This window comes from Sporosalibacterium faouarense (assembly GCF_016765695.1).
Classification (GTDB): domain Bacteria; phylum Bacillota; class Clostridia; order Tissierellales; family VENL01; genus Sporosalibacterium; species Sporosalibacterium faouarense.
This window is the reverse complement of sequence record NZ_JAETGO010000037.1, coordinates 51,907-68,536: the sequence shown is the minus strand read 5'-3', so window position 1 is coordinate 68,536 and position 16,630 is coordinate 51,907. Positions and strand designations below refer to the sequence as shown.

Genomic DNA, 16,630 nt, shown 5'->3' with positions numbered 1-16,630 from the left:
ATAAGAAATGAAATTTGGAGACATAGTTGTTGCAATTGCAGTAATTTGCATAGTTATTATTATTATTATTCCCATACCGAAGACAGCTTTAGATATCCTTCTTAGCTTAAATATTTCCTTGGCATTATTAATCCTATTGATATCTATGTATACAAAGGATGCTCTTCAATTCTCAATTTTTCCATCCCTGTTACTAATGACCACATTGTTTAGGCTTTCACTGAATATATCAACAACTAGATATATTCTTGGTGAAGGGGATGCAGGTAGAGTAATTGAAGCTTTTGGTGAATTTGTTATTCAAGGAAATGCAGCTGTTGGATTTATAGTTTTCTTAATTATTGTTATTATTCAATTCCTTGTAATAACAAAGGGTTCTGAAAGGGTTGCAGAAGTAGCCGCAAGATTTACTTTAGATGCTATGCCTGGGAAACAAATGGCTATAGATGCGGATTTAAATTCAGGCTTAGTAACAGAAGAGGAAGCAAGAATTAGAAGAAAAGAAATACAGCAATCGGCAGATTTTTATGGAGCTATGGATGGTGCTAGTAAGTTTGTTAAGGGAGACGCAATTGCGGGTATAATAATTACATTAATAAATATTAGTGCAGGTTTAGTCATTGGAATTGTAATGAACAATATGTCCTTTGGTGAAGCTTTAAACCAATATACGTTATTAACAGTTGGAGATGGCCTTGTAAGTCAAGTTCCAGCTCTTTTAATATCAACTGCTACAGGTATAGTAGTCACCAGAGCAGCTTCAGATTCAAATCTTGGACAAGATGTGTTACAGCAGCTTTTTGGACAAAATCCAAAAGTAATGTTTATCATATCTGGAGTTCTTATTTTCCTTGGATTAGGAACACCATTACCGAAATTACCTTATCTTGTTATGGCTGGTGTATTAATTTTTGCAGGATTAAGGCTACGTACAAACATCAAAACTGCTGAAGTACAAGAATTGGAAATGGAAGAGGAATCTGAATCAGAAGAGATCAAGAAGCCAGAGAGCGTAATGTCTTTGCTTAAAGTAGAAGATATAGAATTAGAATTTGGCTATGGTATTATACCATTGGCAGATGCTAATCAAGGCGGAGATCTTCTAGATAGGATTGTTATGATTAGACGACAAATTGCTCTCGAAATGGGTATAATAGTACCAATAGTGAGATTAAGGGATAATATTCAATTGAATCCTAATGAATATATTATAAAAATTAAGGGGACAGAAGTGAGTAAAAGTGAAGTAATGTTTGATCATTATCTTGCTATGGACCCAGGAACTTCACAGGGAGACATAAATGGTATAGATACAGTAGAACCTGCCTTTGGATTACCTGCTAAATGGATTACTGAAGAAGAAAGAGAGAAAGCAGAGATACTTGGATATACAGTAGTTGATCTACCTTCGATGATATCTACACACTTAACAGAAATAATCAAGAGCAATGCTCATGAATTATTAGGAAGACAAGATGTGAAAGTATTAGTAGATAATGTAAAAGAAGAGCATCCGGCTTTAGTAGAAGAAGTAACTCCTAAAATGTTTACCATTGGTGAGATTCAAAAAGTTCTAGCAAATCTTTTAAAAGAAGATATTTCTGTAAGGGATATGGGTTCTATACTGGAAACTTTGGCAGATTATGGAAATATAACAAGAGATACTGATATGTTGACAGAATACGTTAGACAAAAGCTATTTAGATATATTACAAATAAATATGTGCAAAATAAGAGAATTAAGGTAATAACATTAGATGGTCAGCTAGAACAAAGAATTATGGATTCAATTAAACAGACAGAAACGGGCTCATATTTATCTCTAGACCCTAACTCGGTACAGCAGGTTTTAAGGAGTTTAGTTAAAAATATAGAAAAATTCACTTCTATAGGAGAGCAACCAATCGTGTTAACGGCGCCTATAGTAAGGATATTCTTCAAAAGATTATCTGAGCAAGTAGCTGAGGATTTAATAGTATTATCATATAATGAAATTGATTCTTCAGTTGAGGTTCAATCTCTAGGGATGGTGACTATATAATGATTGTTAAAAGATATATTGGGAAAACAACACAAGAGGCTATGAAAAAATTACGAGTTGAATTAGGACCTGAAGCAATAATACTTCATACAAGAAAAATTAAAAAGTCAGGATTTTTGGGACTTTTTGGTAAATCCTTAATAGAAATTGTTGCAGCAATTGATGAAGAAGAAACGGGCGAAGAAGATACAAAACCAAAGGTGAGTAGTAGAAGTTATAATATTGAAAAATACAAAAACCATAGTTATAATAGCACTCCTAGGAAGAACTTTGGCAGCACCATAAAAGAGAATGAAGAAAAGAACTCTTTTTCTGACAGTATAAAAGATAAGAATAAGGTTTTAGATAAAAACGTTACAAATGATTTCTTTGATAAGTTGAATACTCAGATGAATGTAAATAATAATCAGAATTCTAAATCAAATGAAGAAATCAACAAAGAGATTCAAAAGCTTAGGGGAACAATGGAAGGATTTATGAAGAGCTTTGAAAGTAAAATGTATAAAGACTTTTATTTGCCAGAGAAATTAAGGCCTTATAAAGATATATTAGTTGATAATGGAGTTAGTGAAATTGTTAGTAATAGTATTTTAGGAAATATAGATAAAAATGTTAACTTAGAAGATAAGAATGAATCAGAAGTAAAAGAGGTCGTTAAATTTAATATAAATGGATATCTTGGAAATCCTTCTCCTATTAGATACAATAATGACCAAAAAATAGTATTTTTTATTGGTCCTACTGGAGTTGGTAAGACTACCACGTTAGCTAAGTTAGCAGCATACTATACTTTAGAGAAAAAACTGAATGTTGGATTAGTGACTGCAGATACCTATAGAATTGCTGCAGTTGAACAGCTTAAAATCTATAGTGATATTCTAGATTTACCGATAAAAATTATATATGAGAAAAAGGATTTTTACGAGGTATTATCGAATTTTAATGATAAAGATGTAGTTTTTGTCGATACAGCTGGAAGAAGTCATAAAAATAGTGAACAAATGGAAGATGTCAAAGAATTATTAGAAATAGTTAAGCAAAAAGATATTTTTCTTGTTTTAAGTGCCACTACAAATATAGAAAACATAAAGGATATATTAAAGCAATATAGCTTTATTGATAATTTTAAAATTATATTCACTAAGTCTGATGAATCAAACAATCTTGGTGTAATTCTTGATACAAAATTTTATACTGATAAACCATTGTCATATATTACAACTGGACAAAATGTTCCAGAAGATATTGAAATCATTGATATTCCAAAACTAAGTAATGAGTTGATTGGAGAGACAAAACATGAGAGATCAAGCTGAGAGACTTAGACAAATAATATTACACAACAAGACAAGGGATACAAAAACAAATCTAGATAATACATCTCAACTCATAAATAAATCAAAAGTTTTATCTGTAACTAGTGGAAAAGGTGGAGTTGGAAAAACTAATTTTGCTATAAATTTAAGTATTTCGTTAAGTAAACTTGGTTACAAGGTTGTAGTATTTGATGCTGATATTGGATTAGCAAATATTGATGTTATACTTGGAATTATTCCTAAATATACAATAGCTGATGTTTTAGATGGAAGTAAAAATATCCTAGATATAATGACAGAAGGACCTAATGGTATAAAAATAATAGCAGGAGGCTCTGGAATAAAGTCATTGGTTAATTTAGATAGTCAAAAGTTGGACATTTTAACTCGTCAACTTCAGCAGTTAGATAATTATGCTGATTACATTATCATTGATACAGGAGCTGGATTATCTAATACAGTGTTAAATTTTGTAAATTCTTCTGATGAAGTTATTCTGATAACAACACCAGAACCAACCTCATTAACTGATGTATATGCAATGATAAAGACACTTAGAACAAATGGTGGACATAATAAGCTTAGTGTAGTGATTAATAAAGTTGAAAATAGTGATGAGGCAGATGAGGTTTTTAATAGACTTAGTAGAGTATCCCATAAATTTTTAAATACGACTATAGAAAAATTAGGATTTGTTAATGACAGTAAGTTAGTAATGCAGTCTGTTAAAAATCAAGATCCCTTTATTCTTCTTTATCCCAACTCGAGTATATCAAAGAAAATAAATTCTATAGCATTAAAGATTTCAGGGAATCAGGATACTGAAGATGATGGTGGAATAGGTAACTTTGTTAAGAGATTCAGAAGTTTATTTTCAAAGGGGGATACGTAGTTAATGTCTATAAATGATTTGCCAAATATAGGTGATAGATTAGAATTATATAATATAACTAGGTCAAGAGAAAAGAAGAAATATATTAGTCAAATGCTAGATATTATTGATGAAAGAAATTATACTATTAGCGGTCCTCTGAAAAATAGAAATATAGTTCCTTTTTATATAAATAACATTATTGAAGTAGCATATTACAAAGAAAATAAAGGTAAATACTTCTTCGAGGCAATAGTAAAAAAGGTTATCAATAAAAATATGTACAAGCTAGTTGTTGAAAAAACTTCGAAGATAAGAAAAATTCAACAGAGAAATTTTTATCGTTTAGACTATTCTTTGCCAGCCTTGAAGATATATAAGATAACAAAGGATGGTATAGAAAAAGAAATAAAGGAAGAATGCTCTACTGAAAATATTAGTGGTGGTGGAATAGGTTTACTTAGTAACTATTCTCATGATAAAGGTGACTTAGTTGAGTTAAAGTTAGAACTTGATAGATTTGTAATAACTATTCATGGAAAAATAGTAAGGATAGACAACGCTAATAATCCACAATACAAATATACATTGGGGGTTAAATTTTCTGAAATAGATGATACTGATAGAGAAAGAATAATTAAATTTATATTTAATCAACAAAGAAAATTAAGGAAAAAGGGTTTGATATAATGGCTATTAAAGTGTTTGTAGTAGACGATTCTGCTTTTATGAGAAGAATAATAAGTGATATCCTTAGTTTAGATGAAGAGATTGAAGTTATTGGGACAGGGAAAAATGGAAAGGATGCTCTAGAGCAACTAAAGGTTATTAAACCAGATATTGTGACATTGGATGTTGAAATGCCGGTAATGGATGGTATAGAAACATTAAGAGAAATCATGTCTAACTATGAAATACCTGTCGTAATGTTAAGTAGTATAACAGTGGAAGGAGCTGAAGCAACTCTTAAAGCTCTTGAACTAGGAGCAATTGATTTTATTACAAAGCCTAGTAGTATTTTTGATATGGATAGTGATTCTAAAAAAACTGAGCTAATAGATAAAATAAAGGGTATTGCTAAGGTGAAAATCCCACCTAAAGCTCCGACTAAAAAACCAGCTAAAATACCAGAAAGAAAATCTACTAGAAGATCAATTTTCAATAGGTCTAAATCTACTGGCTTTATCAAAAGAGATGAAAAAGTTGCAAATTTGATAGCTATTGGAACTTCAACTGGTGGTCCAAGAGCTTTACAATCAGTGATACCATATTTTAATAAAAATATAAATGGAAGTATTTTGGTAGTTCAACATATGCCACCTGGTTTCACTAAATCCCTTGCTAATCGATTAGATGGATTGAGTCAAGTGACAGTAAAAGAAGCTGAACATGGTGAAGAAATTATAAAGGGTTGGTGTTACATAGCACCTGGTGACCATCACATGAAAGTTGAAAAGAAAGGCAATAAATTATACATTAAGCTTACACAAGACAGTGTAGTTTCAGGGCATAGACCTTCAGTTGATGTCTTAATGGATTCCGTAGCAGATATAACATCAGTAAATATTTATGGAGTTATACTAACTGGTATGGGTGGTGATGGTGCAAAAGGTATGAAAAAGATTAGAAATAATAGAGGTTATACCATTGCACAAAATGAAGAAACATGTGTTATATATGGTATGCCAAAAGTCGCTGTTAACTTAGGGGCAATTGAAGAGATATTGTCCTTAGATAAGATAGCTCCACATTTAAATAAGAAGGTAGGTGTATAGAATGGATATGAATCAATATTTGGATATTTTCATTGAAGAGGCTAAAGAGCACTTGCTTAGTATGAATGAAAGCTTATTAGAACTAGAAAAAAATCCAAATGACAAAGACTTGTTAAATCAAATATTTAGGGTGTCCCATACAGTTAAGGGGATGGCTGGTACCATGGGTTTTTCTAAAGTATCTAATCTAACTCATGAGATGGAAAACTTACTTCATGCCGTGAGAAATGGAGAAAAAGAAATCACATCTGAAATCATTGATATACTTTTTGAATGTTTTGATGCTTTAGAAGAATATGTAACAAATATTAGTACAACAGGTGAGGAAGGTGATTTAGAAACTGAACATTTAGTACAAGCCTTAAATGACATATTAAATAATAAAAGTAGTAAGGTAGAAGGTTCAAATAATGAAAGTATTGAAACAGCAGATAATAAAATACAAGTATCAAGTAATGGAGTAAAATTAGAAAATGCAAATGAATATGTACTTAATGTTTTAAATAAGGCTAAAGAAAAAGATTTAAATGCTTTTAAAGTTGACGTAACAGTAGATGAAAGTTGTATGCTTAAAGCTGCTAGAGCTTTCATAGTATTCAATAAGTTAGAAAGACATTCTGAAATTATTCAATCAAATCCTCCAGCTGAGGATATTGAAGATGAAAAATTTGAAGATAGCTTTTCTATAGTTTTAGTTACAAGAACTAATAAAAAAGAAATAGAAGATGATATAATGTCTATTTCTGAGATAAATAATGTTGTTGTATCATCAATAGATCTTGGAGAAATTGAGGATAGTCAAGAGAATATTGAAGGAAGAGAAGATGAAAAACCAAAAGAAGAAGAATCAGATGAAAAAGAAATCGAAATTAAAAGCCAAGATAAGAAAAAAACTACAAATAGATTTGGAAAAACTGTAAGAGTTGATATAGATAGACTTGATAACTTGATGAATCTAGTAAGTGAGTTAATTATAATTAAGACAAGAATGGAAGACATTGGAGAATCATCTGAGAGACAGAATATGAATGAAGCAATAGAATACCTTGAAAGAATAACTACTAATTTACATGATGCAGTTATGAAGGTTAGAATGGTTCCAATTGAAAGAGTATTCAATAGATTCCCAAGGATGGTTAGAGATTTATCTAAGGAGTTAGGGAAGTCTATTAATCTTGAAATGTCAGGAGAAGAAACAGAGGTTGATAGAACAGTAATTGATGAAATTGGAGATCCATTGATACACCTCATTAGAAATTCAATAGATCATGGAATTGAAGGTCCAGAAGAGAGAACTAAGAATGGTAAGGATGAAGAAGGAACAGTTAAGCTTATTGCTTATCCTGATGGTAATAATGTTGTTATTGAGGTTGCCGATGATGGTAAAGGAATAGATATAGAGAAGGTTAAGCAAAAAGCAATTAGTAAAGGTGTTATTTCTAAGGATCAGGCTAAGAACTTATCTAAGGAAGAATCAGTAGAGCTTCTATTTAGTGCAGGGTTTAGTACAGCAGACCAAATATCAGATATTTCTGGAAGAGGTGTTGGTTTAGATGTAGTTAAAACCAAGATAGAATCAATCGGAGGCAATGTTGAGGTAGAAACTAATACTAATAAGGGGTCTAAATTTATTATCAGACTACCATTGACATTAGCTATAATTCAAGCTTTATTAATAAAACTTCAAGATGAAATATATGCTATACCAATTAGTTCGATAAGAGAAATAAGTCCTATATCAAGCAAAGATATTACAAAGGTTCAAGACCAAGAAGTTGTTTTATTTAGAAATAGAACACTTCCAATTGTAAGATTAAATAAGAAATTAGGTTTAGAGCAGAAAAAAGATAAAGAAGAGTTAATTGCAGTTATTGTGAAAAAAGGTGATAAAGAAGCAGGAGTAATTGTTGATAATTTAATTGGACAACAAGAGATTGTTATTAAATCATTAGGAAAATATTTAACCGGAATAAAATACATTGCTGGAGCAACAATTCTTGGAAATGGAGAAATATCACTAATTTTAGACGTAAATTCGTTATTTTAATGATTGTGAGGTGATTCTATGAATATTACTAGTTCAGATACGGACAATAAATTTGTTATTTTTAAACTAGCCGGTCAAAACTATGGAATTGATATTTATAATGTTAGGGTTATAGAAAAAGTTACTAATTATACTAGAGTTCCAAATTCAGAAGATTATGTAAAGGGTGTCATTAATCTAAGAGGAGAAGTTGTACCAGTAATTGATCTTGTAAAGAGATTTGGCATCGAATCTGAAAATGTAGACGAAGCAGAAGTAAGGATAATAATAGTATCGATAAAGGATATTGTGGTTGGGCTATTAGTAGACTCATCTTCTGAAGTGCTTACTCTTGTAAAAGGTGAAATAGATAATACTCCTAATATAGGGGAGCAGATAACTGAAGAGTTTATTAAAGGAATTGGAAAGCAAGATGGTAGATTGATAATGCTATTGGATTTGGAAAAAGTTATTGGAATTCACGATGATTTAGAAGATATGTAAAGGTGTGACTATATGAATATTGACAATATGAATTCAATGTTATTAGATGTATTGAAAGAAATAGGAAATATTGGGTCAGGTAATGCAGCAACAGCACTAGCTTCAATGATAGATAAAAAAGTTGATATGGATGTGCCACAGGTTAAAATATTAGAGTTCAAAGATATAACAGATGTTCTTGGGGGAGCTGAAATTCCTGTTGTGGGCATATATTTTGAAATGTCAGGAGACATTGATGGAAATATCATGTTTATTCTTAATTATGAATCAGCAGTAAATCTAGTTAATATGCTGTTTAATAGGGCAAATTCCAATGATAATTTAGAAGAAATGGATATGTCAGCATTATCTGAAGTTGGGAATATTTTGGCAGCATCATATATAAACTCTTTGAGTTCTTTGACGGGAATGACTTTAAAAATATCTATACCTTCAATCAATATTGACATGGCAGGGGCAATTTTAAGTGTACCTGCGGTTGAATTTGGTCAATTAGGAGATAAAATCCTATTTATTGAAACACAATTTGAAGAAGATGATAAAAGAGTTGCAGGGGACTTATTCTTAATACCTAAGATAGACTCTTTTGGAAAAATGATGAAGAAACTAGGGGTTAGTTAAAATGGAGTCTGTAAAGGTAGGGATGGCAGATTTAGCTGCTGTTAAGTCACCAAACAATTTAACAACTTTAGGACTAGGTTCATGTGTAGGTATAGCATTATATGATAAATTAAGTCAAGTCGGAGGATTAGCACATATAATGCTACCTTCAAGCGAAGAAATTAAAAACAATTCCAATAAAGCTAAATTTGCAGATACTGCAATTGATATATTACTTAAAGAAATGATAGCTTTAGGTGCAAGGCGAAAAAATCTTAAAGCTAAAATTGCAGGTGGATCTCAGATGTTTAGCTTTCAATCAAAGAGTGATGTTTTAAGAATAGGCGAAAGAAATGTAAATGCAACTAAGAGAAAGTTGAAAGAGCTTAGTATCCCTATTTTGGGTGAGGATACTGGTGGGAATTATGGAAGAACTATAGTTTTAGACACATCAGATGGCTCATTAATGGTTAAAACTATAGGGCATGGAGTACGTACTATATAAAATTACCTAAATGGAGGCACTTTTTATGACCATAGAAGAGATTTGGCAAAAATATAAAAATACTTCTGACATTTTTTATAAACAGGAATTAATTGAGAAATATGTTCCTCTTGTTAGAATTGTCGCTGGAAGGATGTATAATTTCTATGGTGGTAATGTAGAGTTTGATGAATTATTAGGTTTTGGTATATTTGGACTTATTGATGCAATAGAGAAGTTCGAAGTAAAAAGAGATATTAAATTCGAAACCTATGCTCAAATTAGAATTAGAGGATCAATTATAGACAGTCTTAGAAAGCTTGATTGGGTGCCTAGGTCTTTAAGAAAAAAGTCAAAAGAATATGAGGCTGTAATAAGTAAATTAGAAAACAAGCTATTTAAAAATGTAACTGTAGATGATATAGCTAATGAATTAAATGTAAGTAAAGAAGAAGTACAGAGCACCCTTGCAGAGATTTCAACCTTTAACATAGTTTCTTTTGAAGAATTGATTAGTTTAAAGGGCGATTACTATTCAGCTAATCAGAGCCAATTGACACCCGAGGAAAAAATTAGTAAGGAAGAAATCAAAAAAATCCTTAAAGAAACAATAGACTCTTTGCCTGAGAAAGAGAAGATGATTATATCAATGTATTATTTCGATGAATTAACGTATAAAGAAATCGGGGAAGTTTTAGATTTGTCAGAGTCGAGAATATCACAAATTCATAGTAAGGCTATACTAAAGATGAAAGGAAGTTTGAATAAAATTGGCATTGACGATTTGTATTAGTGGGGGATGGTGATATTATGGATAAGAACTACATTATACTTGAAGGCAAGGACATGGACGAGCTTATCAATGAAGGACTGGATAAACTTAATAAATCTAAGAATGAAGTTGAGATTGAAGTAATTGAAGAAGGAAAATCAATAATTGGACTTTTTAAGAAAAACAGTAAAATTAAGATGACAATAAAGGGAGAAGCTGAGAAGAACATCGATGAAGAAGAGATAGATAATGTTCTTCAGCACTTAGATGAAATTGGAGGCAATAGTAGGAAGTCCTTTGAAATCAAATACTTAGAAGATGGAGTTTACTTATCAGTTTACAAAATCATATCGAGTGATGAAATTTTAACTAATAGGATCATGAGCAGAATTTCGAGAAAAAAAATTCAGGATTATGATGTAAATGCAATTAAAGAGGCAATAGAATTAAAAAATGAAGATTCTATCAAGATTGCTCCTCCACAAGAAGAGCAAAAGAAGAATTCAGAAATAGTAATAGAGATATTTGATAAAAATATGTTTGCTTATATGACGTTGTTACCACCTCTAGGCGGTAAGAATATTACTTTTGATGAAGCTATAGCTATAATTGAAGAAAAGCTAGGCTATGGAATTTTTTATGAAGAAGTAAAAGAAGTCATAGTAAATGAGATATACAACAAGAAGACCTTAATTGCAAAAGGAAAAGACCCAATTCATGGAAAAGATGGAACAATTACTTATAATTTCGATATAGAAAAAACTGATAATAGGGTAACAGTAATGGAAGATGGCAGTGTTGATTATAGAAATTTAAACTTAATTACAAATGTAAACCAAGGAGATATTCTTGCCGAGATGACACTTCCTACTAAGGGAGAAGAGGGATTTACTGTTACTGGAGAAGTTCTTGCAGCAAAGGAAGGGAAACTAAAGTCTTTAAGATTTGGTAAGAACGTACGGCTTTCAGAAGACGAATTAAAGCTAATTGCAGAATGTGATGGACAGGTAACTATAGAAGGGGGAAAAGTTACCGTTAGAGAGGTTTATGTTGTCCAAGCTAATGTGGATAATTCTACTGGAAACATAGATTTTAATGGTATAGTTAAAGTAAAGGGAAATGTTAGGACTGGATTCAATATAAAAGCAGAAGGAGATATAGAGGTAAATGGTGTAGTAGAAGCTGCTTATTTAGAAAGTGGTGCAAATATTATACTTAAGCGTGGTATGCAGGGACATAATGATGGTAAATTAATTGCAAAAGGAGATATAGTCGCTAAATACCTAGAAAATACTTATCTATTCTCAGATGGTAATATACAGGCTGAAGCAATTATGCATAGTCAAATTTTTAGTAAGGGAACTATTGAAATAGCTGGCAAAAAAGGATTATTAGTTGGAGGGGTTTGTAAAGCTAAACATGAAATTCGTGCAAAAACAATCGGGTCTACTATGGCAACAGCAACAGAATTAGAAGTTGGAGTTGATCCCAATATTAAAGCTGAATATGAAAATATATCTAGGGAAATTGATGCAACTGAAACTAATATAGATAAATTGAAAAAATCTATAACCTTATTAAATAGACTAGCTAAAAACAATCAGATTACAAAAGATAAGAAGCAATTACTCATTAAGTGTATAAGTGATAGGAATACGTTAACAAACACTTTGAATGAGCTGAAAGAGGAATTATTAGATATTGAAAATCAAATTGAAATGCTTTCAAAGGGTAAAATACTTGCTAAGGACATAATATATCCTGGTGTAAAGATTACGATTGGTAAAAATATAATGTTTGTTAAAAAAGAGATTAAACATTGTAGTATTTATTTAGAGGATGGAGAAATTAAGATTGGTTCTTATGAATAATAATAATGGGGTGGTACCGTGTGTCCAACACCAATAGACATGAAGACCATATTTCCTAAGACTCAGCAATTATCACAAATAAAACAAAATGAAAATAATCTAAATAGAAATACTTTACATAATCAAATGAATCAGAATAATAATAAAATTGATAGAAAAATGAAAAAAGTTAATGATTCAGAGAAAACAGAACATAAGAAGATAAAGAAAGATAATCAGGATAAAAACAAGAAAAATAAATATGGAGAGCCAAGAAGTAAAGGTAATAAAAAAGATAATGATAAGACAAATGATAAAAATGAAAAAAAGCAGATTGCAAAAGGCTTTCTTGGAAAAAATATAGATATTAAAATATAGTGAGGGAATAGTATGGACGGAATTTTAACTATTACAATAGGGATTATTTTCATATTAATAGCTCTGTTTTTTATTAATAAAAACAATAAAAATGAAAAAGAAATATATAAAGATATTTTAATAAAATACAATGATATAAAGGACTACACTGATACTATGGAGGAAATCATCGATAATATGGATTCCTTAATTGATACTGTCTTTGATAAATATAACATGTTAGAAGAAAAAATTAATAATCAAAACCTTCAGCTAAAGGGACAAAAAATACAACAAGTTAATGCGAAAAAGTTAAATTTAAATGAAGAGGATAATAGGGCAGAAGATAAAAATCTTGAACTAGAAGACAAAAATATTGATGAAGAATCTAGCTTAGGTGAAGGTGCTAACGAATCAGTGAAATTGAAGAAAAATTCTGAAGAAAAACCTAAGACGTTGAAGGAAGAAATTAAGGAATTAAAGAAACTAGGATTATCTAACAGTGAAATAGCTAAGAAATTGGGAAAAGGTGTTAGAGAGATAGATATAATTACTAAGATGATGAAACTTAAGAATAGTAACAATCTCAATTAATTATTTATTTAATAGTGATTGTTACTGTTTTTTAATAAAAATTAGATTAATAGTTTAATAAGATTAAAACTTGTAGATAAAATAACTATATATTTTGTATAAAAACATGCTTCAAGGAAATTATAACATTATATCCATTTTTTATGACTAAGTAGATTGCACTTTTTAAAGAATAAAACTAAAACTTTTATAGAAAAACTGAAATTATTATTGCTAAAAAAAAAAAGTTATGATATACTACTTAAGGTGCAAAAACACACACTCTAGGATTTTTAAGGTGTGCCTATATATTTAGGTTCCTTAGGAAGCTGAGTAGGGTGGAGGCAAAAAACAATAGGAGGTGAATGTATGTCAGTAATTACTATGAAACAATTACTAGAAGCTGGTGTTCATTTTGGACATCAAACTAGAAGATGGAATCCTAAGATGGCAGAATATATTTTTACAGAAAGAAATGGGATTTACATCATTGACCTACAAAAAACTGTAGGGATGGTAGAAGATGCATACAAATTTGTTAAAGAAATCGTAGAAGACAATGGAGAGATTCTTTTCGTTGGAACTAAGAAACAAGCTCAAGAATCAATTGAAAGTGAAGCTAAGAGATGTGGCATGCACTTTGTTAGTCAAAGATGGTTAGGAGGAATGCTTACTAACTATAAGACTATTAAGAAAAGAATTGATAGACTTCGTAAGCTTGAAGAAATGGAAGAAAATGGAACGTTTGATGTATTACCTAAGAAAGAAGTAATACAACTACGTCATGAAGCTGAAAGACTTGAAAAATTCCTTGGCGGTATAAAGGATATGAAAAAGTTACCTAGTGCTTTATTTGTAGTAGATCCTAGAAAAGAAAAAATTGCTGTTAAAGAAGCTCATATTTTAGGTATACCAGTTGTAGGTATTGTAGATACTAACTGTGATCCTGATGAAATAGATTTCGTTATTCCAGGTAATGACGACGCTATCAGAGCGGTTAAGCTACTTACTGAAACTATGGCAAATGCTGTAATTGAAGGTAAGCAAGGCGAACAAATAGAAGAGTAAATTTTATGGTAAGGGTCTAAGGGAGTTTTCCCTTACTGCTCTTACCATTTTGTTTAATAATAGGTAGGAGGGAAAAAAATGGCGATAAAAGCATCACAAGTTAAAGAGTTAAGAGAACGTACAGGAGTAGGAATGCTTGATTGTAAGAAAGCATTAGTAGAAACAGATGGAGATATTGATAAAGCTGTTGAGTATTTAAGAGAAAAGGGATTATCTAAGGCTGCTAAAAAAGCTGGAAGAATCGCAGCAGAAGGTATTGTAGATTCTTACATACATGGTGGAAGAATTGGAGTTCTAATTGAAGTTAATAGTGAAACTGACTTCGTATCTAAAAATGAAGAATTCCAAAATTTTGTTAAAGATATGGCTATGCAAGTTGCAGCACAAAATCCTAAATATGTTTCTAGAGAAGATGTTCCTCAAGAAGAAATAGAAAAAGAAAAAGAAATCTTAAAACAACAAGCTTTAAATGAAGGAAAACCAGAACATATTGTTGATAAAATGGTTGTAGGTAGAATAGAAAAATATTATAAAGAGATTTGCTTATTAGAGCAAGAATTCATCAAAGACCCAGATGTTAAAATAAGCGATTTACTAACAGAAAAGATTGCTAGAATTGGGGAAAACATTAAAATAAGAAGATTTGTAAGATTTGAAGTAGGCGAAGGTATAGAGAAAAAAGAAGAAAACTTCGCAGATGAGGTTGCTAAGCAAATTAATGGTTAATTAGTAAATGGAGAACACTTTGTGTTCTCCATTTGAATAACTTAGTGGAACTAATGGAGATAATACTTTATAGAATAAAAATAGAGGGAATTTTACTAGTTTATAGAATATATAGAATTAGGAGTGTTTTAATGGATAATCCAGTATATAATAGAATTATTCTAAAGCTTAGTGGTGAGGCTTTATCAGGAGATAGAGGCTTCGGAATAGATGAAAAAGTAATTGGAGAAATAGCAGGTGAAATCAAGAAAATAAGACAAATAGGTGTTGAAGTAGCTGTAGTAGTAGGTGGAGGTAACTTCTGGAGAGGAATAAGTGCAGAAGGGATGGATAGAACTACATCTGATTATATGGGAATGCTTGGAACCATTATTAATGCTTTAGCTCTGCAAGATGCATTAGAAAAAATAGATATAATGACGAGAGTACAAACTGCCATTGAAATGCGCCAAATTGCTGAACCATATATAAGAAGAAAAGCAGTTAGACATTTAGAAAAAGGAAGAGTTGTAATATTTGCAGCTGGTTCAGGAAATCCATACTTTTCTACAGATACAACAGCAGCTCTTAGAGCAGCTGAAATTGAAGCAGAAGTTATTTTACTTGCGAAAAAAGGTGTTGATGGAGTTTATGATTCAGATCCCCATCAAAATCCTAATGCAGAAAAATTTCATAGCTTAAGATACATTGATATTCTTAATAGAGGTTTAGGGGTAATGGATTCTACTGCAACTTCTCTATGTATGGACAATAAAATACCATTAATTGTTTTTGGTATTGATCAGACAGATAATATTTTAAAGGTAGTAAAAGGAGAAAAAATAGGAACTTATGTGAAGGAGGAATAATATGTATTTAGAAATTCATAAGACAGCAGAAGAAAAAATGAAAAAAACTGTAAAGGTTTTCCAAGATGAGTTAAAGAGTATAAGAGCAGGGAGAGCTAATCCATCTTTATTAGACAGAGTAATGGTTAATTATTATGGCACACCTACTCCACTTAAGCAGATTTCCAACGTATCAGCTCCTGAGCCTAGATCATTATTGATTCAACCGTGGGATGCTAGTGCAATAGCAGATATTGAAAAGGCAATCCAGGTTGCTGATCTTGGGTTAAATCCTTCAAATGATGGCAAAGTTGTCAGAATATCAATTCCACAGTTAACAGAAGAAAGAAGAAAAGACATTATCAAGGTCTTAAAAAAAGTCACTGAAGAAGCAAAAGTAGCTATCAGAAATGAGAGAAGAGATGCTAATGATGGACTTAAAAAGATGGAAAAGGCAGGAGATTTAACTGAGGATGATTTAAAATTAGCTGAAGATCAAGTTCAAAAACTAACAGACAAATACATAGAAGAAATTGAAAAGCTAAGAGTAAAGAAAGAAGAAGAAATAATGGAGGTATAGTCATAATTGAATGACTTCAATGTAATCGGATATAAATTAAATGACGGAATAAGGAATATTAGAAGAGCCTGTGATTTAGATATCATAACCTTAGAAACAGTTGGGTTCAGCAATGTCAGGCTAGCTGAATCAGAGAATCTAAATGACGCTAGAATTATCAGGGTGTCAAAGGTTAATGATAATATAGAAGTTGTTTATGGATATTTCTAATCCCCTTCTTTCAACAAGAAGGGGTTTTTAGTGATTTTTTGTAATGGAGG

The 16,630-nt window shown here is 31.0% G+C and carries 18 protein-coding genes; all 18 read left to right on the top strand.

From position 1 onward, the window contains the following. The first annotated feature begins 7 nt into the window (after positions 1–7). The 18 genes from flhA to JMO20_RS06645 all read left to right on the top strand — a co-directional run bounded on the left by flhA (position 8) and on the right by JMO20_RS06645 (position 16,580). Positions 8–2,041: a flagellar biosynthesis protein FlhA gene (gene flhA, locus JMO20_RS06730; protein WP_202708771.1), complete on the top strand. Its 2,034-nt coding sequence runs from the start codon at positions 8–10 to the stop codon at positions 2,039–2,041. Then, positions 2,041–3,357 carry a flagellar biosynthesis GTPase FlhF gene (flhF, locus tag JMO20_RS06725; protein ID WP_202708770.1) on the top strand — a complete coding sequence of 439 codons (1,317 nt, stop codon included), beginning with the start codon at positions 2,041–2,043 and terminating at the stop codon, positions 3,355–3,357. Before flhA ends, flhF begins: the two co-directional genes overlap by 1 nt. Continuing rightward, positions 3,341–4,249, top strand: a complete 909-nt coding sequence (locus JMO20_RS06720; protein WP_202708769.1) for a MinD/ParA family protein — start codon at positions 3,341–3,343, stop codon at positions 4,247–4,249. The genes flhF and JMO20_RS06720 overlap by 17 nt, the downstream gene beginning before the upstream one ends. A gap of 3 nt (positions 4,250–4,252) precedes the next feature. Beyond that, the gene (locus JMO20_RS06715) at positions 4,253–4,918 is read left to right on the top strand and encodes a flagellar brake protein (RefSeq protein ID WP_202708768.1); all 666 of its coding nucleotides are present in this window, start codon (positions 4,253–4,255) and stop codon (positions 4,916–4,918) included. Then, positions 4,918–6,003, top strand: coding sequence for a protein-glutamate methylesterase/protein-glutamine glutaminase (locus tag JMO20_RS06710; RefSeq protein WP_202708767.1), 1,086 nt, complete (start codon positions 4,918–4,920; stop codon positions 6,001–6,003). The genes JMO20_RS06715 and JMO20_RS06710 overlap by 1 nt, the downstream gene beginning before the upstream one ends. A 1-nt stretch (position 6,004) precedes the next feature. Further along, positions 6,005–8,050 carry a chemotaxis protein CheA gene (locus JMO20_RS06705; RefSeq protein ID WP_202708766.1) on the top strand — a complete coding sequence of 682 codons (2,046 nt, stop codon included), beginning with the start codon at positions 6,005–6,007 and terminating at the stop codon, positions 8,048–8,050. Positions 8,051–8,068: 18 nt separating this feature from the next. Further along, the gene (locus JMO20_RS06700; RefSeq protein WP_202708765.1) at positions 8,069–8,533 is read left to right on the top strand and encodes a chemotaxis protein CheW; all 465 of its coding nucleotides are present in this window, start codon (positions 8,069–8,071) and stop codon (positions 8,531–8,533) included. Between the two features lie 12 nt (positions 8,534–8,545). Further along, entirely contained in the window at positions 8,546–9,154 is a 609-nt protein-coding gene (locus tag JMO20_RS06695) for a chemotaxis protein CheC (RefSeq protein ID WP_202708764.1), read from the top strand. Between the two features lies 1 nt (position 9,155). Then, entirely contained in the window at positions 9,156–9,638 is a 483-nt protein-coding gene (locus tag JMO20_RS06690; protein WP_202708763.1) for a chemotaxis protein CheD, read from the top strand. Positions 9,639–9,663: 25 nt separating this feature from the next. Further along, positions 9,664–10,410 carry a FliA/WhiG family RNA polymerase sigma factor gene (locus JMO20_RS06685; protein WP_202708762.1) on the top strand — a complete coding sequence of 249 codons (747 nt, stop codon included), beginning with the start codon at positions 9,664–9,666 and terminating at the stop codon, positions 10,408–10,410. Between the two features lie 17 nt (positions 10,411–10,427). After that, positions 10,428–12,260 (top strand): DUF342 domain-containing protein, encoded by a 1,833-nt coding sequence (locus tag JMO20_RS06680; RefSeq protein ID WP_202708761.1) that lies wholly within the window; start codon positions 10,428–10,430, stop codon positions 12,258–12,260. A gap of 39 nt (positions 12,261–12,299) precedes the next feature. Beyond that, the gene (locus tag JMO20_RS06675; RefSeq protein ID WP_202708760.1) at positions 12,300–12,617 is read left to right on the top strand and encodes a hypothetical protein; all 318 of its coding nucleotides are present in this window, start codon (positions 12,300–12,302) and stop codon (positions 12,615–12,617) included. Between the two features lie 12 nt (positions 12,618–12,629). Then, positions 12,630–13,190, top strand: a complete 561-nt coding sequence (locus JMO20_RS06670) for a DUF6115 domain-containing protein (RefSeq protein ID WP_202708759.1) — start codon at positions 12,630–12,632, stop codon at positions 13,188–13,190. A 348-nt stretch (positions 13,191–13,538) separates the two neighbouring features. Beyond that, a complete protein-coding gene (gene rpsB / locus JMO20_RS06665) occupies positions 13,539–14,237 on the top strand; it encodes a 30S ribosomal protein S2 (protein WP_202708758.1) in 699 nt (232 codons plus the stop codon). A 78-nt stretch (positions 14,238–14,315) separates the two neighbouring features. Next, the gene (gene tsf / locus JMO20_RS06660) at positions 14,316–14,963 is read left to right on the top strand and encodes a translation elongation factor Ts (protein WP_202708757.1); all 648 of its coding nucleotides are present in this window, start codon (positions 14,316–14,318) and stop codon (positions 14,961–14,963) included. 131 nt (positions 14,964–15,094) lie between these two features. Then, positions 15,095–15,811, top strand: coding sequence for a UMP kinase (gene pyrH / locus JMO20_RS06655; RefSeq protein ID WP_202708756.1), 717 nt, complete (start codon positions 15,095–15,097; stop codon positions 15,809–15,811). 1 nt (position 15,812) lies between these two features. Beyond that, on the top strand, positions 15,813–16,370 hold the full coding sequence (gene frr, locus JMO20_RS06650; RefSeq protein WP_202708755.1) for a ribosome recycling factor: 558 nt from the start codon (positions 15,813–15,815) through the stop codon (positions 16,368–16,370). Between the two features lie 6 nt (positions 16,371–16,376). Next, positions 16,377–16,580, top strand: a complete 204-nt coding sequence (locus JMO20_RS06645; RefSeq protein ID WP_202708754.1) for a hypothetical protein — start codon at positions 16,377–16,379, stop codon at positions 16,578–16,580. Positions 16,581–16,630: the final 50 nt, after the last annotated feature.